This window comes from Njordella aestuarii (assembly GCF_056494165.1).
Genome location: NZ_CM151397.1, coordinates 5,680,592 through 5,699,668 on the forward strand (window position 1 = coordinate 5,680,592; position 19,077 = coordinate 5,699,668).

Genomic DNA, 19,077 nt, shown 5'->3' on the forward strand with positions numbered 1-19,077 from the left:
GACGTCCGTACGAGATACGAAAGCTAGCCTACACATGGTCTCTTTTTGGCCTTTCTGCTCAGGTCCCACGCCTAGCCGTCCCAACCGTAGGGAATCACATCTCATAGCAGTCTTGCAACGAAACCGTTGAAGTTGCTAGTCTGATCGCGCTATGGCAAACTTTCGCACGCATATCACCGTTAGTACGATTGCGGGAGCTGTTTACGCGGCTGCCGGATACAAATGGGGACTTTCGTGGGAATCGTGTGCAATCGCCGGAGGCCTTTGTAGCGTGTCGGGAATGCTCCCTGATCTGGACAGCGACTCCGGTATTCCTTTGCGGGAAGCGGTCGGTTTTTCGGCAGCGTTTGTGCCGATGATGATGGTCGACCGCTTGGAACGCCTTGGCTGCTCCCATGAAATGATGGTCGTTCTCACGGGCGCTATCTATTTGATTATTCGATTTGGCATGGCCGAAATCTTTCGGCGATACACAGTCCATCGCGGCATGTGGCACAGTGTCCCGGCAGCAGCATGTTGTGGCATGTTCACATTCTTGATCTGCTCGACAGAAGATATGTCGATCCGACTGTTCAAGACATTTGCCGTAGTCCTTGGATTTATGTCTCACTTAATCATCGATGAGATCTGGTCGGTCGACTTCAAACAGGGACAGTATGTTTTCAAGAGTAGTTTCGGTTCTGCGCTGAAGTTCTGGGGACCGGATCGTCTGGCGAACGTCACCAGTTACGGACTAGCAATTGTTTTGGGCCTGTTGGTTTATCAAGACGAATCGATGATGTCCCAGTTCGGCTATGAGAATCCCGACGTTCCACATACGGCCGTGCAAGTGATCAAATCTATCTGGGACAGCACGCAAGAGGCAATACACCGCTGATTTTTTGGAGCCCCCCTACTCTGTTCGACTGTCGAGCAGGAAAGTTACCGGGCCATCATTCAGTAGCGACACTTTCATGTCAGCGGCAAAAACACCTGTTGCCACGCTTATGCCACACGCCGCAATTTGTTGGCACGCTAACTTATAGAGTTCTTCAGCAATGTCAGGCTCAGCAGCTTGCTTAAAGCCTGGCCTGCGACTTGAGCAATCGGCAAACAGCGTAAACTGGCTCACAAGCAATACACTGCCGTTGACCTGAGCGACGGACTCGTTCATTTTTCCGTGCGAGTCTGCAAAACCGCGGAGCTTGACAATTCGATCGACTATGTAATCGACATCTGCTTCCGAATCGCCCCTCCCTACCCCTAGAAAGACGAGCCATCCCAGCTCTATTGCGCCTACACAAACGCCGTTGACTTCAACTTTTGCTTCTTTAACTCGCTGCAATACCGCTCGCATATGCGCTCCAGCCTGAGGATAATAGTTCGAAGTACGCATCAATTGCATATTATCGATCAGAATTTGAAACCGAGCTATTGGTAAGATCGTTTCAATGTCGATGCTGTGCTGTCGCATCGGAGTAGTTTATGAGTTTTGACTTCACTTGTCCCCACTGCCACGCAAAATTTCACGTCGACGACACTTATCGCGGCCAGAGTGGCAATTGCGCGGAGTGCGGCAAACCTATTGTTATGCCTGGCAAGCAACCGAAGGAACTCACCGATCTCGAAGGTCATAAAATTCGTGAGCAGCAAAAGCAACGTGCGCGTATAGCAGTCGGAATGAGATTTGTCATCGCTGCCATGGCCACGGGGATTATGATCACTCTGGGATATGTTGCAACATATCTGCTCTGGCCTGAAATCCAAATCGCGCGTGCAAAGCGAGACGTATACCTTTCGTTATCGCAAATGCAAGCGATCGCGAAAGCCTTGAATGCATACTCTCAAGAATATGGAAGCTACCCAACTCCGGCGGTCGTAGACGCGAAAGGCGTTCCACTTTACAGTTGGCGAGTGCTGATTTTGCCACAATTGGGATACCAAAATCTCTACGATCAATTCGACCTAGATTCGGCTTGGGACTCAGAGCAAAATGTAGCATTGATTTCGCGCATGCCGAGTGAATTTAAGGCGAACGAGAGCAGCACGAATCTATTCGAAGGTGAAACAGCTATCACCTTGATAGTTGGAAATGGAACGCTCTTCCCCACTTCTGGCCCGCTTTCGCCGACTCAGATTCTTGATTTCACTACGGAGACTATTTTGGTCACCGAAGGGATGAGAAGCAACAATACTTGGTCAGCCCCCTTCGACACCACGTTCTCCGGCGCAATAGCCATTGGAAACCGACCAGGGATTGACGTGGGTGCAGGTCGCCAGGCGGTGACGCCAGCCGTCGCAGTCAGCGGTGATCCGTTGATCATCCCGAATAACGTTTTATTCCCAGTGCTGCGGGGCTTGATTACACCCAACGGTTCCGAGATGCTGCCCAATGGCAACTTCGCAATCGAGATGCTTGACCAGTACGAGCACGCGAGTCCTTAGCATACAACGACGACGCTGTATGCTGAGATTGGGCGGCTTACATTATCCGGACGCTAGAGTCTCGGCCGTGAACGAGCCTGGACGCGGACAGGCAACGATTGAATTCTTAGGAAGCCTTGAGCATCCGTTTGATCGTAGTCTCCCCCGCCTTCCATCGTTGCAATCGCTTCGGAATAGAGGCTGTTATCGCTCGAGCGCGCAACTACCGACATGTTGCCTTTGTATAGACGCAAAGTAATCTTGCCACTCATGTAGCGATGGCTTTCACGAATAAACGCTTGCAAGGCATCCATCTTCGCACAATACCAGTGCCCGTAATAAACCATCTCAGCAACTTCGGGACTCAGTCGATCGCGGAGGTGGACCAAGTCACGATCCAGTGTTAGCTGTTCGATCTGCAACGCGGCAAAGTACAGGAGCGTCATGCCCGGCGCTTCGTACACCCCCCTGCTCTTCATTCCTACGAAGCGGTTTTCGACGATATCGATGCGTCCGATACCATGCTTACCAGCAAGCTCATTAAGCTGAGTCACTATTTCTAGAGGACTGGCCGATTTCCCATTCACCGAGATCGGGATTCCCGCTTGGAACTCGACTGTCACATCTTCACTAGTCTCAGGCGCTTCCTTGGGAGACACCGTCATTCCAAAGTCGATATTCTCGACTCCACAAACATCTAGATCTTCCAGCACACCCGCTTCATAGCTGATGTGCAACACATTTTCATCGGAACTATAGGGCTTGGAGGCAGTTGCTTTCACCGGAATATTATGAAGCTCGCAGTACTTAAGCATCTCCGTACGTCCTGGGAAGTCATTTCGGAACTCGGCGTTTCGCCATGGCGCAAAAATGGTGATGGATGGGTCAAGCGCCTGCGCCGCCAGTTCGAATCGGCACTGGTCATTTCCCTTGCCAGTCGCCCCGTGCACATAGACTTTAGCACCGACCTCACGCGCGACTTCGACACAGATTTTCGAAATTAGTGGCCGAGCGATGGAAGTTCCTAGTAAATAGATCCCTTCGTATTTGGCTTGCCACATCAGTGTGGGGAACGCGAAATCCCGCACCAATTCTTCGCGAGCGTCGATCAGTCGAGCAGACTTCGCGCCTAACTTAGTCGCTTTGTCCATAATCGCTTGGCGATCTTCACATGGCTGGCCCAGATCGACGTAAACTGCGTGGACTTCATAGCCTTTATCTATCAGCCAACGCATCAAAACACTGGTATCCAAACCACCTGAATAAGCTAAAACGCACGCAGTCATATTCGACGTCCTATTAGTTCCCAAGCTGAAAAAGTCTTAGCTTAGCTATAAATAAAAATTGCCATCCCAAAGATACTGGGTGACAACGTTGCCCAAGTAACACAAATTTTGAACCCAAACTGACTCTTAACCTATCCCGAACGCGCCAAACTTCAATGACCACTCCTCCCCTTCCCCGCAAATCTATCGCCGAGGCAGTAGCCGAATATGAACGCGGCAACCTATCGCAACAGGAACTAGCCGAGGCGATTTTGGAATCGACGGCCGAACGAGAAATATCCGCCGTGAGGGCAGATTTGGATCGCGTGCGTCGCTGCGGGGCTCCAGAAGTCGTATTTGCCGAAGGGAAGTCGGTCGATTCGTTGATTGCGGCGATTGACAACCTACTGGATCAACTTCCGTGCGCTGGTTTTGAGGAAGTCCTGGTAACGAGAATTAACGTCGAACAAGCTCGCCATATCGGTGAAAAATACGCCCATGTTGCATGGGATGCCCGAGCTCGAACCATGCGAATTGGAATTGCCCCCGCGATCAAGTCAGCCGACGAGGTTCAATCGAATACGATTCGGCCCGTCAACGTGGTATGTGCTGGCACGGCAGATTTGCCGGTGGCGATGGAAGCGCGAGAGACGCTGGCTTGGATGGGCGTTCCCAGTCGCTTGGTAGCCGATGTTGGTGTGGCGGGGGTTTATAGACTGATTGGTCAACTGCCCATTTTGCGAGACAGTGCTGCAAACATTGTGGTAGCAGGAATGGAGGGAGCACTTCCCAGCGTCGTGGGCGGTTTGGTCGCCACCCCCGTCATCGCGGTCCCGACCAGTGTCGGCTATGGGACGAATTTTGCTGGTCTTACGGCTCTGTTGGGAATGCTGAACAGCTGTGCGGCCAATGTTTGCGTGGTCAATATCGACGCTGGCTTTAAAGCCGCCTTTGTCGCCGGCCTGATGGCGCGCAGTGCAAAAGGGACTTAAAGCGTTCACAATGTTAGTCTTAGGCCTTCGCACTGGTTAAAGATGGGCCTAAAATCGCTCCACTTCGGGCAGCAGAAAATTGAAATCGAGAATACCAGGAATTGCATGAGAGTCTTAATTGTCGGTCAGGGCGGTCGCGAGCACGCGTTGGCCTGGAAAATTGCACAGAGCCCAAGGCTTAAACAGTGCTGGGTTGCTCCAGGAAATGCCGGGACCGCAGCAGAATGTGAAAATCTAAATATCGCAGCGGACGATATTCGCGGCATCGTCAGCTTTGCCAAGAAAGAGAAAGTTGACCTTGTCGTAGTCGGCCCTGAAGCGCCATTGTCGCTCGGATTGGTCGACGCACTGGCAGAGGAAAAGATCCGAGCCTTTGGACCATCACGCGCCGCAGCCCAATTGGAATCAAGCAAAGTCTTTTGCAAGCAGTTGCTGCGTCAGGCCGACGTGCCCACGGCTGATTACCAATCGTTCCGCGACGCAGACGACGCGATGCGCTATGTGAAAGCAAGATATCCCAACGAGCACGACAAAGCACCGATCGTCGTCAAAGCGGACGGGCTAGCTAGCGGCAAAGGGGTAATCGTTTGTTCCTATCGACATGAAGCGTTGGAAGCGATCGATCGGATCGCGCGCAAGCAGGAGTTCGGCGCCGCCGGCTCGCAACTAGTTATCGAGGAACGTTTGGAAGGACCTGAGGTAAGCGTACTGGCGATCACCGACGGCAAGACCATTTTTGTACTGCCTCCGGCGCAAGATCATAAGCCAGCCTACGACGGGGATTCGGGCCCGAATACGGGAGGTATGGGAGCCTATAGCCCTGCCCTGGTCGTCGATGACGATACGATGGCAATGATTGAAGAAGATGTTCTGGTCCAAGCAATTCATACGATGAAACGCAACCGGAAACCATTTAAAGGCGTCCTGTATGCAGGCCTAATGATCACCAAAACAGGCCCCAAGGTTTTAGAATTCAATGTGCGGTTCGGCGATCCCGAATGCCAACCGCTCCTAATGCGACTCAAGAGCGACCTTTTGGACATCATCGAAGCGACAGTGGATGGTTGCCTCGATTCAATTGAACCGCCCGAGTGGGATCCTCGCCCGGCCGTGTGCGTCGTAGTTGCCAGCGAAGGCTATCCCGGAGAGTACCAGAAGGGTCGAGAAATCACTGGACTGGCCGCTGCGGATGCTATGCCGGACGTAAAAGTATTCCATGCTGGGACGCGACTGCAAGATGGTCGTGTACTGACCGATGGCGGCCGAGTCCTCGGGGTTACCGCAATGGGCGATACGATATCAGCAGCGAAGCTTCAAGCCTATAAAGCCGTCCAAACCGTGCGTTGGCCCGGAGCTTGGTGCCGAAAAGACATCAGCGACAAAGCCCTGCAGTACGTCACCAACAAGTAGATCCTACCTTGCGTTAGGCCTTAAGCGAACCAGTTCTTCGGGCGTATTGAAACTTTGCAGAAGCGATTCATCGATTGCAACTGTGTTGAGATCGTCGCGAGCCTGAAGAAATTTGACCATTGAACGGATGCCTCTCTCCTCTGCGGCTGCAATATCAGAGGCGAGTGAACAATGCCAGAGGCTTGGCAGCGGTTGGAGATAGTCGCCCGTCAAGAAAGCGGCAATTCGCGTGTTTTGCTGGCCGTCGACGCGAACGGTGGCCAGCAAGCGATCTGTAATAATTGGATTCCATCGGAACAGGTCGCACTGCACAATCATTGCCCAAGTTCTCCCTCCCCTGCCCTTCTCCGATTCTGCGGGATTATTGTTCGTCGAGCTCCGAGTGAGGTCCTGGAGCACCGCGAGCGTTCCTGACATGGGGCCTTGGCTGGGCGTTAGATCGTCGATGGTTTTGAATTCTTCGAAGTAAGACTGATTCGCTTTGCTGCAAACCAAAACAGGCGTGCTCTTAAAATCGGACGCCAACGATTCGACCAGCCGATCGATCTGTCGCCTTTCCTCAATCTCGGCAAACGCTTTGTGGCTGCCGAACCGGGAGGAGAGTCCGCCGACAAGAATATATGGCTGCGTTGTTGGGCGGCAAGGCTGCACAACGTTTAATTCAGGCTCTACCACTGCTAGGCCTATTCGGATTTGTCGCGGGCGTCACGTTCGAATTGCACCTGAGCCCAGCTCCAGGCGGCCACCGTTTTTGGGAACCCAATCGTGTTCATTCCTTGGAATATCGCTTGGACTATTTCATCTTGGGACGCACCTGATTCGGTTGCACGCCGGACATGCGAACGGACAGCCGACTCCAAGCCTGCTCCGACAGATATGCCGATTTTAATAAGCGAACACGTTTTGGCATCCAGCGGACCAACCGCTGCAACAGCGTCGGCCATTTGATCATGTGCGGAAATAATGCCGGGATGTTGCTCTTTTAAAGCTTGATAGGTTTTCGGGAGCCGGCTGGCGTTTTGATGTTCATCGGCCATTGATTTTCGGTGCGTATGCTGCCTCAGAGACTAAATTTTTGATGCGAGAAAGGCCACAAAGGGTTCTCGCTTAAGTAACTACCAATCTCAACTAGGAGCGGATCGATTGTCTTTTCTTGAATCTTATGTGGGGGTGTCCAATCGATCCAGGTGTAGCCTTCATGTTCGGTCGGCACAATAGGACAGTCCTTCTTTAACCACCCGAGAAAAATGACCAACTGCTTTAGTTTGGCGACCTTCTTACGGCTTTGGACTTGATAATACTGCGAGTATTTGACGTTGTTATCGACCCAAACGTCGGTTGGTAATATCGAAGTTTCTTCCCATAATTCGCGTAGTGCAGCCTGTTCGAGAGTTTCACCCTCATCTACATGCCCTTTCGGCAAATCCCATCGATCGACGTGCTTCATTAGCAAAAACTGGAGTCGAGGGGGTTGCACACCGCCACCGGGCAACAATCGTTCACTGGCGGTCCCTAGTTCGATGGCACGCGACACCGGCGTTTTGCGAAACATAAGAAAACCGGCCGAAACAACTTGAGGTTTCAGAACATCCATTGGCTTCAAATAATACCGTTGCAAACGCAATCCATGTTTTTTGCTAAAACAGCATTAGCAGATTCGGCTGTGAACCAACCATGGATCAAGCTACAACTCATCGGCGAACCTGACAACTGACTTAGTTCGTTGGACTGCAAATTTCGTACACTTATTATTGGCAAATCGAGAGCAATGAAGATTTATACCCGCACAGGGGATTCCGGGACGACCGGTTTGTATGGTGGTGGCCGCGTTGCCAAAAATGACCTTCGCATTTGCGCCTACGGGAGTGCAGATGAGCTGAATGCTCATCTAGGTCTGCTGCGTACTACCCACACCGACCCGGAATCACTTCACGAGTTGTTGCAAATTCAGCGAGAGCTATTTTCGCTGGGCGCGGAGTTGGCGACACCGGATCCAGTCAAGCATAAGGTAGCTTGGGATGCTTCAGGGCCGACCAAACGACTGGAAGACCAAATCGATAAATGGGAGAGCACTTTGCCCAAGCTTCAGAACTTCATTTTGCCCGGTGGCACAACAGCGGCTGCACAGTGCCATGTTGCACGTACCATTTGTCGCCGTTGTGAGAGAGAAGTTGTTCACTTCGGCCAACAGGACTCTTCGGTGGACATTTCGCACATCGTCATTTACTTGAACCGATTGAGCGATTTGCTCTTCGTGATGGCCCGTCGACTTAACATGATCGCAGGCGTTCCGGACGTAGAATGGCGTGGTGTGGCAACCTGACGCAGAAAATTCGGCAAGTTGTGATGGCTTCTTAAATATTTTGCTATATAAGTGACGTCGCCCGCTTTGCTCGCGAAAGTGTTAGGCTAAACTAAGGACGTGTGTTGAAGGGTCGCATCAGGCGGAAGTGGACTTTTCGGCACATAACAAAAGAGTTTTTTCCAAGAGTTTAGTTGATCAGCAACGGCAAGCTGGCGTGTGCTATCTTACACCGTAGTTGAACCTTGCGTCCGGAGTTACGTGGATGAAAAAAGTCGAAGCCATTGTCCGCCACTTTAAGTTGGAAGATGTAAAAAATGCTCTTACCGAGCAAGGCATTCATGGAATGACCGTGACGGAAGTGCGTGGATTCGGTCGACAGAAGGGTCACACAGAGATCTACCGTGGAACCGAATACGCTGTAGATTTCGTGCCTAAGGTCAAAATCGAAGTAGTTTGTAGCGATGCGAATTTGCAGGCTGCAATTGATTGCATCGTAAAGACTGCTCAAACCGGTCAGATCGGTGACGGGAAGATTTTTGTTTACGATATGGCCAATGCGATTCGAATTCGTACTGGTGAAACGGGCGACGAGGCTCTTTAAGCATCAACCTTATGTCGAGCAAGCTGTCGCTGCATCCAGCCGTTGTGGATGCACGTACGCGACTGCGTGAAAACCGTGAAAAAGCGCGCGGCCAACATGATTCCGGCGCTTCAGGCAAGCAAGTCTGCTTTCTTTGGACAGACGCTGTCGACAACATTTTGACGGATGTTATCCACGCTGCTGCGCAAACAGCGGGGCTTGAGCTTTCGCTCTCTGGCATCGCACTGGTCGCACATGGTGGTTATGGTCGGCGCGATCTTGCTCCCTATTCTGACATTGACCTGATGCTGCTCTATCGTCGCAGCAAGGAAAGCCAAGTCATTCCGTTTGCTCGCGCCACTGCGCAAATGCTCGTTGATTCCGGACTTCAGCTGGGATTTTCAACACGCACTCCGCAACAAGCTAAAACGCTCGCTTGGAATGACGCAGCAGTCTTTACGTCATTGGTAGAGAGTCGCCTGTTGTGTGGTGACCAACAACTTTTTTCAAAGTTCCGTGAATCGTTCCGAACAGGTGCAAACAGTCGAGCTCGATGGTTGATCCCGGCGATCCAGGCCGCTCGCCGTGAGGAGCAAGAGCAATTCGGAGAATCAACATACCTACTGCATCCAAATATAAAGCGATCTCGCGGTGGGCTGCGCGATGTGCAAATGGTCCGCTGGGTTGGATTTGCTCGATACGGTGAATCCGAACCGGAAGAGCTAAAAGAAATGCAGTTGCTGACGGACGAAGATTTTCGTTCTTTGCAGAATGGCTATAGCTACTTGCTGCGATTGCGCAACCAGTTGCACTTTCAAGCAGGTAGATCAGAAGATCTGCTAGACCGGGCGAAACAACTCAAGTTTGCCGAGTGGGCTGAATTCCATGGCAACGAGGGCTTGTTGCCAGTCGAACAATTTATGCAGCAGTACTTTTCGTTCACGAGCGAGGTCCGGTACTCGTCGGCGCACTTTGTCCAATCCACGAAATCGTCGTTTGCCTACGCAACTTCGGTAAGCCGGTTTTTCTCTCGCGCACTGGGAGCAGATTACCGAATCGGGCTTCGCGAAATTTGGCCGACGAAACGGCAACTCAAGGTCTTGAAGGACGATCCTTCAAAGGTAATCGAGTTGATGTTGTTAGCGAACACGCATAATCGTCGAATCGACCATCACACGTGGCTCACAATCCGCGAATCGATGCTCAAGCGGCCACCGACACCACCTAGCAACGAGACGATTGCAAGATTTTCGTTGCTGATGCAACAGCCTCGCAATCTCGGACCAATGCTCCGGCGTCTGCATGAGTTACGCGTATTGGAACAGATCATTCCTGGCTTCAAACACGCGCGTTATCTGTTGCAGTTCAATGAATATCACAAATATACCGTCGACGCGCATTGCATATTAAGCGTGCAGGCGGCGACTGAATTCAATGAACTACCCAATATTCTTGGAGCCACATACCGCAAGCTAAAGAATAAGGCTCTGCTACATCTGGCATTGTTAATTCACGACCTCGGCAAAGGGTTCGTCGAAGATCACAGTGAAGTCGGTGCGAGGATTGCCGCAGAGACAGCAGACCTGCTGCGTCTGGAGCCGGAAGAAAAAGAGATGCTTGTTTATCTGGTTCACAAGCATCTGATCATGGCCCACAAAGCATTCCGCTTTGACCTTTCGGAAAAAAGTACGATTGTTACTTTTGCCGCGGCGGTGGGCAGCGTTGAAGCGTTGCAAATGCTGTTCATCCTGACATGTGCCGATCTGGAAGCTGTAGGACCAGGCACCTTGAACGATTGGAAACTAAACCTGCTTAAACAGCTTTACCAATCGACGCTGGCAGAGTTTGGTGAAGGTGAAAGCGGTCGCGATGGAAGCTTCGTAACCGAAGTCGAATTGCGACGGGCTGCCGTTGCAGCACAGGCTCGAGCCCTCAAGCCCGCAGACTGGTGGGAAAAGCAAATCGCAAAAATCCCAATGGCCTATTTGTTGTTGCTGCAGCCTAATGAGCTTATTGAGGAACTACAAACGCTTCAAAAACTAAATAGCGATAGTCCAATCAGCGTTTGGGGAAACTACCAGCCCACACAAAACGCTACGCAGTACGTAGTGGCCGTTCGACAGGATGTTCCCATCGGTTTATTCACTCGTATCACAGGCGCACTATCTTCGTTAGGCCTGAATATTCTATCGGGTGAAGTACATACGCAGCCGGACGAGATTGCTTGGGACCGTTTTTTGGTCGAAGATGATGACTTCGACGGAGCTCCACCGCAGTCTCGCATCAATGAAGTATGCGCCAAGATCCTGAAAAGCCTGAAGCCAGACGAGATCGACTCGCCTCATTTTCGTAAGGTTTGGGGAAACAAATTTGAAACACAGCTGTTGCGTCACCAACCAGTTCAAGTTCGATTCGACAATAACACATCCGACCGGTATACGATCATCACCATCTTTGCGTACGACCGTACAGGACTACTCTTTGAAATTTCCAAGACGCTACTCTCTTTGGAGATCGTGCTGCATTCGGCAAAATTTAGCACTCATCTAGATCAGGTTGTTGACGTGTTCTACGTCACTACACTTGATCAAAAGAAGATTCTTGAATCCACTCTCCTGTACACGTTGCGTCAACGACTGCTTAAGTCCGTCGACGTATAAGCTGTTAGCCGAGAGGCAGGCTTACTTTCCTAAGCCTCAAGCTTTATCTGATATGTATAAGTGGCCTCTTCTCCTTTTGGATTGAAAAATTATTCGAGGCATTTGGTTGCCTCCTTCTAGATCCGTGGCAAGCTTCCATAGCGAAAGAGATTTGGTTAGCTGGAGCCTCGGCACTCGCCACGATTCCAACTCGCGGTAAAAGTGATTCATGTTATCACGTTAACAGAGTGAATCCTCGACTCCCTATCCAAATCTCTTATTTCGCTCTTGCTGGCTTTGCTCCTCTTGATGAAGTGAGCCTATAAATAAGTCAAGCATGGATGCCACCAAAGCCTCTCACAAGGATGTAAGCATGTCTGGGAAGTTCTATACTGCACTCTTTTCGATTGCTCTCACATCTTCCGCATTCGCGCAGGATGACTTCGATGGCTTTACCTTTCCATCGAACGCTCCAGTTCCAAGTGTCGAAACCGCTCAACCTTTTCGAGCCGACGCAAGCCAGCCGTTGGATGTAGCTGGCGAAGTTACGAGTTTGCCATCCACTAACGATTCGCACGTTCCGGCGGGCAAAAAGCTGACGAGCGAAATGATCGCCATCCACAATTCTGCGTCGCAACTACATCCACAAGTCGCGGCCCCCACATACTTCACATCCATGGGACCCTCACGCCCATCGTCCCTGTTGTCTTACATGCAGTGCTCACCCAACGCGTGCCCGAATGTTTGGGCCGGCTTCGCAGCACAACATCAAGCCGACGTTGCAGCGTATTGCACTTTCCATGCGAAGTCTGGTTGCGGATGTGGTTCCGGAAGCTGTGGCGGCCAAGCCTATGACACTGCGTGCGGCGTTCCAGCACATCGCCATCACCTTCATCGCAATCGTTACACGCAACCTGCGACCAACGATGGGTGCGACACTTCGGCATGCGACCAGTAGATTCAACTTACGCTGGATTTGAAAACTCTTCCGCAGAGTATCAGGCGAAGCAAAAAGTTCCTCAAAAAATGCCTTCCCTCCCTTTTTGTGTTACGAGCCACCGCACCTGTTGCCGATGGACTAAGTAACCACGGATTGGGAGGGGATTGTCTGGAAGGCGCCACCTGTCCAGACAAACCTTGCGACATGTGGGGTCATGGCATGACGATGGAGCGGTATGCCATGACCTTTTTTTGCGCGCCCGTTTCAAATCTTCTTGCTCGGCTTCGTGCGCGCTACGCATGCTTAGGTGCATAAACGAATCTGGTGGATATCGTACTCAAGCACCCACTCGAGTAGCCGCTCTGCATCTTCACTGATTTCGACTTCGGCAGCATTTTCCGCTCGAAGTGGCGACACGACGTGTAGCACGCCCTGATCGAGAATCCGTCGCGCTTCCCCCACGTCAATGGTGTACTCTTCCGTGGTCAGCCCATCACTATTCGATGCGGTCGCAAAGTAGACGATTTCCTGCTTGATGCGATTCGAGACGTCCAAGCTGGGAGCCTCTTGATTTTTCAAAGCTACGATTTTCATAACGCCGCATCCTAAACTGCACGACTTCCGAGAGAACGACTAAATCTGCACGATGAAATTATCATAAGTGACGACTTTCACCTAGTTCGCGATGCTAAAATACTTCACTTCCATATGAGATCGATTGCTGCGGTCCCGAACTAATTCAACTCAAATCACTCGAAAATCCAATGCAACCTACGAAAAGAGCACTTCTTGTCATCGACGTCCAGCAGGAATACTTTGACGGTGCGCTGCCAGTTAGTTACCCACCCAAACATCTCGACAACATCGTCTCAGTTATGGACGCAGCGAAAGCAGCGAACATTGCGACCGCCGTGGTACGGCACCACCAAGCTGATCCGCAATCCCCCATTTTTCGACTGAATTCCGAAGCATGGAAACTCCATCCAGAGATCGCAAAACGGCCGCATGACATTTTGATTGATAAACAGCTCCCGGGCGCATTCACTGGAACTAATTTAGAAGAATGGCTTCAAAGCAACAGCGTCGAAACTGTCGTCATCGCTGGCTACATGACGCACATGTGCTGCGATACCACTGCCAGACAAGCGTTCCATCGCGGATACAAAGTTGAGTTCTTGAATGATGCCACAGGCACCCTGGACGTTGAGAATAAGGCTGGAAACGTCAAGGCTCAGCAAATGCACGATTCGATCCTGGTCGCACAGCAGATGTTCATAAGCGACGTCATCCCCTGCAGCGAATGGTATGCGCGGTTAGGCTAGTGCATTCGCAAATTTCCAAGCATGTTCCTTCAAGCCTGTTAAGCATCTGATTAATTGCGTAGATCTGCTGCGAACTCGATCGACTGCCCCGGAACTAGTCGATCGCACTCGATTGCAATCTTTGGATTTGAGCTTCCCGCTTGCACCTTAAAAGTTCGCTTCGAACCGGGAAGCAAACCTTTGAGGGACTCTTGTGCTCGCGTTCCGTCGACAACTGGAAATGCATCGTAGTAAATCGGTGCAATGCCTCGGTTTTCAATCTCTACCAGAGACTGACCTGTTGCGGATTGGAACTCAACGATATGAAACGCGTAGCCGGTCGCCATGCCCGCTTCTCTGATTCGTTTCTCCGACTGAAATTCCGGTTGCGCATCGCCAATGATGAAAGAAACATGAAACTTTGCAGCTTGCTGTTCGAACGAAATGCCGTAAGGACCAGTTGGTGCCAACGCCTTCTTCTGATCAACTGAGGCAAAGAAAGAAAATTCACCACCTGTCGGCGCGATCTTCCAACGGTCTTTGCCAAGTATGTTCCAATTCGGCTCGTTCTCTTCGGCGTGCTTTTTATGGTTGAAAGAATCGTCGAACACTCCAAACTCTAGCAACAATAATTCTTCGTTTTCCTCAAGCGGGCTCCACTCTTCGTTAGCCGCATCAGCTGAGATCATCCATGGCGTCTGATTGAAACAACTCGCTGCATGCTTTAGGAAGCGTTCCTGATACTCCTTCGACGGGAAGGTTCCTCCCAGCTTCATTGGGCCATCATAGATGTGGTACTCTGCCCACAATCCAAAGCCCACTTGAACGAACGCAAGCCGCGGATCGGAGTCGTAACGCTTCGAAAATTCCGAGAAGAACTCTAGCGTAAACTCTTGCAAAAGCGGACTTGACCAATCCGGAAATTCCGTCGGCTTATTCTCACTCTTCCCCTTAACCAACTGATAGCCAGGGGAGTTTACAATAAAGTCAGGGACGCCTGTTTTCTTGCCGACGTAGGTATCATGCCAACGTAGAATCAGTTGATGCTTGCGTGATGCCGCGTCAGCTAAGAGCCTGTCGACAACCTGCCAATCATACTCCCCCCTCCTCTTCACGACGTCGCGATAGGTTAGGTACGAGTACTCGAGTTGCACGGGAGCCGTCGCGACAGATTCGTTGGTCGACCAAAGCACTATACCTGTCATCGGCTGTACATTTTGAATCTCGGCTTGCAGGGGAATCCTTTGCATCTCTTGGGCTGCGAGCAGACTTGTCGACGCAGCAAATACCAACACCACAACAGACCGGACTAGCTTGTTTCGCTGACCACGCATCCCACGCCTCTTTCTTTTGTTAGGCAATAACTTGCGAACTCTAATGAGACGCCCTATTTTTGGATCATTATGACCCAAATGCGGGCAAAATTGGGAATGTTCAAGAAAAACGGCCAGACTTATCCAAAGACAAATCTGGCCGAATTCGTGTTGTCGATTACTCGAAGCTCTTTCTTACAAGAAGATGTAGCCTTCTTCACCATGCATTTGAACGTCCAAGCCCTGTCGTTCGACTTCAGCAGGCACACGCAAACCGACCAAAACGTTAACGATGAGCAACAAAACTACTGACCCCACAATCGAGATCACGTAAGTCACCGCTACAGCCGCGATTTGGCCAGCTAAAACTCCACCACCTTCGTATAGGCCAAGTGTATTACCTTTGTTGATATCCCAGCAAGCTCGCGTCGCGAAAACTCCCGTCAGGATTGCACCAAGCGTTCCACCTACTCCGTGAACTCCAAAAGCGTCAAGAGCATCATCGTAACCCAACGACGCTTTGAGCATTGAACAGGCTAGATAACAGACTACGCCAGCAACAAAGCCCATGAACAACGCTGGCATGGGCTGAACAAATCCAGCCGCCGGAGTGATGCAAACGAGTCCTGCTACAATCCCGGAACTTACGCCGAGCACCGTTGGTTTTCCTCGCCACAGCCATTCAATCGTCAACCACCCAATTGCTCCCGCACCTGCTGCGAAGTGAGTCACCGCAAATGCGCTGGTTGTCAATTCGTCACTCAGCAATTCTGAACCAGCATTAAAGCCAAACCAGCCGAACCACAACATCGCGGCTCCCATAGCGGTATACGTCAGATTATGTGGCGGCATCGGTTCGCGTCCGAAGCCAACGCGTGGACCAATCATGATGGCTGCCACTAACGCCGACACTCCACTGCTGATATGAACAACCGTGCCACCTGCGAAATCAAGTGCGCCACCAAGCAAAGCGCCTTCTACACCGAACGCAAGATAGCCACCGCCCCAAACCATATGTGCTAACGGGCAATAGATTAGGATGCCCCACAAAATGGAAAACAGCGCCATTGCACTAAACTTCATCCGCTCCGCAAACGCGCCACAGATCAACGCTGGTGTTATGATAAAAAACATGCCTTGAAAAAGCATGTGTGAATAGCGAGTCAATTGCCCCTCTAGAAACATGGGCGTATCCGCCGCTCCGGTTGATTCGTTCCAAGTGCGTTGCACTCCGTTCATAAACGCAAAGTCGAATCCACCAATAAACAGATTGAAACGTCCACCGTTCCCGAACGCCAATGAATACCCGATCAGCGCCCACAGCACCGTCATCATCGCCATCATGAACATGCATTGCATCATGACGCTGAGCACGTTCTTCTTGCGAACCAGACCGCCGTAAAACAAGGCCAAGCCTGGGGCGGCCATGAATAGCACCAAAGCAGAGCTAATCAGCATCCATGCATTGTGAGCAGCAATACGAGCTTCCGAAGCCTTAGCGTCGACTTTTTCCAAGGTCATTTGTGCCGGTTCTTCGGCGACAGCTTCCGCAACAGACGAGTCAGCAACTGTCGACGCTTCGTCCTGAGCAAAACTTGACGTCGCAAAAATCATGACCAGTAGAAGCAAACTACATGATCGGAAAACAGATGCAGCATAGCTACAGTTCATAAAACACTCCGAAAGCAAATACGGTTAATGACCTAAGTTTTTAGGTCCGCCACAAGACACCAGTTCCGCCATTTGCTGTCATAGTTTCGCCACGACGCCCCGAAGTTGCTAGGCCACGCCTACAAAATTTTGCAGATGAAACACTTTAGATAATCGGTTTCTGGGCAATTTATAAGCATGGGGTGATCTTCTGAGGCGGCTCGCTGTTCCAGAATCTGAATTTCTCGCCCTGAACGCTTGGAAACGCCCAACAGCATATGTTGAAATTGCAAGCGGGCGACACGGCCCGAGCAAGAACACGTCACAAGAATCCCGCCCACCTTCAGCAGTCGGACTGCAAGGTAGTTAAGCCGATGATAGGCCGCTAAAGCTCGATCGACTTGCGAACGTGCGCTGGCCATGCGCGGTGGATCGAGAATTATCGCGTCGTACTTCTGCCCCGAATTCAATCGCTTTTCTAACGCTTGATAAAAGTCGTTCTGTTCGAATTCAATGTTACTGAAGCCGTTCAATTCAGCGTTCACTTTTGCAAGATCAAGCGCCTTTTGACTCGAGTCGATCGCAGTGATATGCGCACCAGAAACATAACGGCCTAGCGTGCACGAAAAGCCACCCGTATACGAACAGACATCGAGAATCTTCGATTCAGGTGCAATCCATTGCGCGGCCGCAAGTCGATTCCGACGTTGGTCCAGATAGTGTCCGGTCTTTTGCCCTAACAGAAGATCGACGTGAAACTGCACATCGTTTTCGGTAATGCTAATCCCTTCTGCCGGGACTTGTCCAAAGATCACTTCGTTCGCAGGCTCAATGCCCTCGCGAGCAGCCGTTGATTCATCGATCCGTAGCGTAATTCCCATCGCGGGGTAATGTCGCTGCAGAATCGAGACGAGAAGATCTAATCGCGCTCGCATACCTGACGAAGTAATTTGGATTACCAAGTAGGGTCCGTAGGCGTCCACAATCAGTCCGCTTAGCCGATCCGCTTCGCTGAAGACAAGCCTTCGGGCAATCGTCTGTTCTGAGGTCGGAAACTCTCCGATCGATTTGCGAAGCGAAAATGCTGCCGCGATTCGCCGTTCAAACATCGCCTCATCAACCGCCTCGCTTTCGTCCCAGGTATAGACACGAACGGCGATTCGACTGTCAGGGTTGAATATGCCTCGGCCGACGAAGCGTTCGTTCTGATCGACAAGATCAACGACGCTATCCTTTTCGATCGACTGAATATTCTTCGAGAGAGAGGTAACAAGAACCCACGGATGCTTGGAAGCAATACTATTGCTGGCCGCATCACGAACTTTAAGAACCGCGTTGGACATTTGGTTGTAGAAAAAAGGTCAGATCAAAAAAAGGCACCCGAATTGTGACTGTCGAAGTCTACAGTCACAACCGGGTCCCCTACTTTAATACCAACCTACCGCCTTGCGATCCACAAAAGCCTAAACTGACTGGAGAGTTTCCAACTCCTTGGCCAATCGCTTTCGCGCAACGTGCAATCGGCGCTTGATAGTACCCACAGGCGCCTTGAATTCGGCAGCCATTTCCAGCAAGGACTGGTCGTTCAGGTAAAACGCTACCAACGTTTCACGGTCGCTCTCCTTCAAGCGGTTCAAACCGCTATGAACCTGTTGGTTCGTTTCGCGGTCCTCGGCCCAATCGGAAGGATCGGAATCCTTGCCGGCGTTAGCGTCCAAGGTTTCAGGTTCGACCGACCATGCGATTCGCTTCCGACGGCAATAATTGATTGCCGTACGGTGCGTGATACGACGCAGCCACGATCCAAACGCTTCGGGTACCTGCAACTGATGCAGGCGGCGCATCACCAAGATGAAAACCTCTTGGCTGATTTCCGCAGCATCATCCCAGTTATCTATGTATCGCGAAGCCAAGTTCTGAACGTAGTTTTGGTAACGCAGGAAAAGTGTCTCCAAAGCATCTTTGTCTCCGTTCTGAGCATCCAAAACGAGTTCGACGACAGTTCGAGCTTCGGTGGTGTTGTAAGTGCAGATGCCTGCGAACTCAGTTACAGTTGCCATGTTGTTTCCTACTAAACAACCGGCGTGCTCCTTGGCAGTAATTCTGCAGAGGTTGCGCACACCGTAATTAATCCGAACGAATAAAGTTGGATTCCGGAAACCTACGAAGTCGTCTTAGGATCTAGTCTCACACTTCTAAGTGAGCTTTGCAAAATTTCCCCTACGCCCGAAAAGGTAAAATGCGTAGGCCTAAAACTTCTTGTATAGTCAAACGGAATG

19 protein-coding genes are annotated in these 19,077 nt (G+C 51.0%); 9 read left to right on the forward strand and 10 right to left on the reverse strand.

The window, feature by feature from the left end:
- Positions 1–151: 151 nt before the first annotated feature.
- Positions 152–877, forward strand: a complete 726-nt coding sequence (locus SH451x_RS22195; RefSeq protein ID WP_479359355.1) for a metal-dependent hydrolase — start codon at positions 152–154, stop codon at positions 875–877.
- 15 nt (positions 878–892) lie between these two features.
- On the opposite strand, the gene dtd is transcribed toward SH451x_RS22195, so the two are convergent.
- Positions 893–1,453, reverse strand: coding sequence for a D-aminoacyl-tRNA deacylase (gene dtd, locus SH451x_RS22200; protein WP_479359357.1), 561 nt, complete (start codon positions 1,451–1,453; stop codon positions 893–895).
- Positions 1,454–1,464: 11 nt separating this feature from the next.
- Here dtd and SH451x_RS22205 point away from each other — a divergent pair, with 11 nt between their 5' ends.
- Entirely contained in the window at positions 1,465–2,424 is a 960-nt protein-coding gene (locus SH451x_RS22205) for a DUF1559 family PulG-like putative transporter (protein WP_479359358.1), read from the forward strand.
- A gap of 53 nt (positions 2,425–2,477) precedes the next feature.
- Here SH451x_RS22205 and SH451x_RS22210 read toward each other — a convergent pair whose 3' ends face one another.
- On the reverse strand, positions 2,478–3,689 hold the full coding sequence (locus SH451x_RS22210; protein ID WP_479359359.1) for an argininosuccinate synthase: 1,212 nt from the start codon (positions 3,687–3,689) through the stop codon (positions 2,478–2,480).
- Between the two features lie 155 nt (positions 3,690–3,844).
- Here SH451x_RS22210 and larB point away from each other — a divergent pair, with 155 nt between their 5' ends.
- Both larB and purD read left to right on the forward strand, forming a co-directional pair.
- Positions 3,845–4,660, forward strand: coding sequence for a nickel pincer cofactor biosynthesis protein LarB (gene larB, locus SH451x_RS22215; RefSeq protein WP_479359361.1), 816 nt, complete (start codon positions 3,845–3,847; stop codon positions 4,658–4,660).
- A gap of 105 nt (positions 4,661–4,765) precedes the next feature.
- Positions 4,766–6,070, forward strand: a complete 1,305-nt coding sequence (purD, locus tag SH451x_RS22220; RefSeq protein ID WP_479359363.1) for a phosphoribosylamine--glycine ligase — start codon at positions 4,766–4,768, stop codon at positions 6,068–6,070.
- Positions 6,071–6,073: 3 nt separating this feature from the next.
- Here purD and mobA read toward each other — a convergent pair whose 3' ends face one another.
- The 3 genes from mobA to SH451x_RS22235 are packed head-to-tail and all read right to left on the reverse strand — an operon-like array spanning position 6,074 to position 7,664.
- The gene (mobA, locus tag SH451x_RS22225) at positions 6,074–6,745 is read right to left on the reverse strand and encodes a molybdenum cofactor guanylyltransferase (RefSeq protein ID WP_479359365.1); all 672 of its coding nucleotides are present in this window, start codon (positions 6,743–6,745) and stop codon (positions 6,074–6,076) included.
- An 8-nt stretch (positions 6,746–6,753) separates the two neighbouring features.
- Positions 6,754–7,107 carry a carboxymuconolactone decarboxylase family protein gene (locus tag SH451x_RS22230; RefSeq protein ID WP_479359367.1) on the reverse strand — a complete coding sequence of 118 codons (354 nt, stop codon included), beginning with the start codon at positions 7,105–7,107 and terminating at the stop codon, positions 6,754–6,756.
- 23 nt (positions 7,108–7,130) lie between these two features.
- The gene (locus tag SH451x_RS22235) at positions 7,131–7,664 is read right to left on the reverse strand and encodes an NUDIX domain-containing protein (protein WP_479359368.1); all 534 of its coding nucleotides are present in this window, start codon (positions 7,662–7,664) and stop codon (positions 7,131–7,133) included.
- Positions 7,665–7,838: 174 nt separating this feature from the next.
- Here SH451x_RS22235 and SH451x_RS22240 point away from each other — a divergent pair, with 174 nt between their 5' ends.
- The 4 genes from SH451x_RS22240 (at position 7,839) to SH451x_RS22255 (ending at position 12,552) form a co-directional block, all read left to right on the forward strand.
- Entirely contained in the window at positions 7,839–8,393 is a 555-nt protein-coding gene (locus SH451x_RS22240) for a cob(I)yrinic acid a,c-diamide adenosyltransferase (RefSeq protein WP_479359369.1), read from the forward strand.
- 244 nt (positions 8,394–8,637) lie between these two features.
- Positions 8,638–8,976 (forward strand): P-II family nitrogen regulator, encoded by a 339-nt coding sequence (locus tag SH451x_RS22245; protein ID WP_479359370.1) that lies wholly within the window; start codon positions 8,638–8,640, stop codon positions 8,974–8,976.
- An 11-nt stretch (positions 8,977–8,987) separates the two neighbouring features.
- On the forward strand, positions 8,988–11,615 hold the full coding sequence (gene glnD / locus SH451x_RS22250; protein ID WP_479359372.1) for a [protein-PII] uridylyltransferase: 2,628 nt from the start codon (positions 8,988–8,990) through the stop codon (positions 11,613–11,615).
- Between the two features lie 352 nt (positions 11,616–11,967).
- On the forward strand, positions 11,968–12,552 hold the full coding sequence (locus SH451x_RS22255; RefSeq protein ID WP_479359373.1) for a hypothetical protein: 585 nt from the start codon (positions 11,968–11,970) through the stop codon (positions 12,550–12,552).
- 285 nt (positions 12,553–12,837) lie between these two features.
- Here SH451x_RS22255 and SH451x_RS22260 read toward each other — a convergent pair whose 3' ends face one another.
- On the reverse strand, positions 12,838–13,128 hold the full coding sequence (locus tag SH451x_RS22260) for a hypothetical protein (protein ID WP_479359374.1): 291 nt from the start codon (positions 13,126–13,128) through the stop codon (positions 12,838–12,840).
- A gap of 170 nt (positions 13,129–13,298) precedes the next feature.
- Between SH451x_RS22260 and SH451x_RS22265 the strand changes: the two genes are divergently transcribed.
- The gene (locus tag SH451x_RS22265; RefSeq protein ID WP_479359375.1) at positions 13,299–13,856 is read left to right on the forward strand and encodes a cysteine hydrolase family protein; all 558 of its coding nucleotides are present in this window, start codon (positions 13,299–13,301) and stop codon (positions 13,854–13,856) included.
- Between the two features lie 50 nt (positions 13,857–13,906).
- Here the strand turns inward: SH451x_RS22265 and SH451x_RS22270 are convergent, their stop codons facing one another.
- The 4 genes from SH451x_RS22270 to SH451x_RS22285 form a co-directional block, all read right to left on the reverse strand.
- Positions 13,907–15,169, reverse strand: coding sequence for a DUF4832 domain-containing protein (locus SH451x_RS22270; RefSeq protein ID WP_479359376.1), 1,263 nt, complete (start codon positions 15,167–15,169; stop codon positions 13,907–13,909).
- Positions 15,170–15,343: 174 nt separating this feature from the next.
- Positions 15,344–16,762 carry an ammonium transporter gene (locus SH451x_RS22275; RefSeq protein ID WP_479362929.1) on the reverse strand — a complete coding sequence of 473 codons (1,419 nt, stop codon included), beginning with the start codon at positions 16,760–16,762 and terminating at the stop codon, positions 15,344–15,346.
- Between the two features lie 176 nt (positions 16,763–16,938).
- Positions 16,939–18,141, reverse strand: a complete 1,203-nt coding sequence (locus SH451x_RS22280; RefSeq protein WP_479359378.1) for a class I SAM-dependent rRNA methyltransferase — start codon at positions 18,139–18,141, stop codon at positions 16,939–16,941.
- Positions 18,142–18,261: 120 nt separating this feature from the next.
- Positions 18,262–18,858: an RNA polymerase sigma factor gene (locus tag SH451x_RS22285; RefSeq protein WP_479359380.1), complete on the reverse strand. Its 597-nt coding sequence runs from the start codon at positions 18,856–18,858 to the stop codon at positions 18,262–18,264.
- Positions 18,859–19,077 lie beyond the last annotated feature (219 nt).

Excerpts from the sequence above, each read along its gene's own strand:
- SH451x_RS22230 (WP_479359367.1), bottom strand. The coding sequence starts at position 7,107 with ATGGCCGATGAACATCAAAACGCCAGCCGGCTCCCGAAAACCTATCAA.
- SH451x_RS22280 (WP_479359378.1), bottom strand. The coding sequence starts at position 18,141 with ATGTCCAACGCGGTTCTTAAAGTTCGTGATGCGGCCAGCAATAGTATT.
- SH451x_RS22265 (WP_479359375.1), top strand. The coding sequence starts at position 13,299 with ATGCAACCTACGAAAAGAGCACTTCTTGTCATCGACGTCCAGCAGGAA.
- SH451x_RS22210 (WP_479359359.1), bottom strand. The coding sequence starts at position 3,689 with ATGACTGCGTGCGTTTTAGCTTATTCAGGTGGTTTGGATACCAGTGTT.
- SH451x_RS22205 (WP_479359358.1), top strand. The coding sequence starts at position 1,465 with ATGAGTTTTGACTTCACTTGTCCCCACTGCCACGCAAAATTTCACGTC.
- SH451x_RS22275 (WP_479362929.1), bottom strand. The coding sequence starts at position 16,762 with ATGATTTTTGCGACGTCAAGTTTTGCTCAGGACGAAGCGTCGACAGTT.
- SH451x_RS22285 (WP_479359380.1), bottom strand. The coding sequence starts at position 18,858 with ATGGCAACTGTAACTGAGTTCGCAGGCATCTGCACTTACAACACCACC.
- larB (WP_479359361.1), top strand. The coding sequence starts at position 3,845 with ATGACCACTCCTCCCCTTCCCCGCAAATCTATCGCCGAGGCAGTAGCC.
- SH451x_RS22245 (WP_479359370.1), top strand. The coding sequence starts at position 8,638 with ATGAAAAAAGTCGAAGCCATTGTCCGCCACTTTAAGTTGGAAGATGTA.
- SH451x_RS22240 (WP_479359369.1), top strand. The coding sequence starts at position 7,839 with ATGAAGATTTATACCCGCACAGGGGATTCCGGGACGACCGGTTTGTAT.
- purD (WP_479359363.1), top strand. The coding sequence starts at position 4,766 with ATGAGAGTCTTAATTGTCGGTCAGGGCGGTCGCGAGCACGCGTTGGCC.
- dtd (WP_479359357.1), bottom strand. The coding sequence starts at position 1,453 with ATGCGACAGCACAGCATCGACATTGAAACGATCTTACCAATAGCTCGG.
- glnD (WP_479359372.1), top strand. The coding sequence starts at position 8,988 with ATGTCGAGCAAGCTGTCGCTGCATCCAGCCGTTGTGGATGCACGTACG.
- SH451x_RS22235 (WP_479359368.1), bottom strand. The coding sequence starts at position 7,664 with ATGGATGTTCTGAAACCTCAAGTTGTTTCGGCCGGTTTTCTTATGTTT.
- SH451x_RS22255 (WP_479359373.1), top strand. The coding sequence starts at position 11,968 with ATGTCTGGGAAGTTCTATACTGCACTCTTTTCGATTGCTCTCACATCT.
- SH451x_RS22270 (WP_479359376.1), bottom strand. The coding sequence starts at position 15,169 with ATGCGTGGTCAGCGAAACAAGCTAGTCCGGTCTGTTGTGGTGTTGGTA.
- SH451x_RS22260 (WP_479359374.1), bottom strand. The coding sequence starts at position 13,128 with ATGAAAATCGTAGCTTTGAAAAATCAAGAGGCTCCCAGCTTGGACGTC.
- SH451x_RS22195 (WP_479359355.1), top strand. The coding sequence starts at position 152 with ATGGCAAACTTTCGCACGCATATCACCGTTAGTACGATTGCGGGAGCT.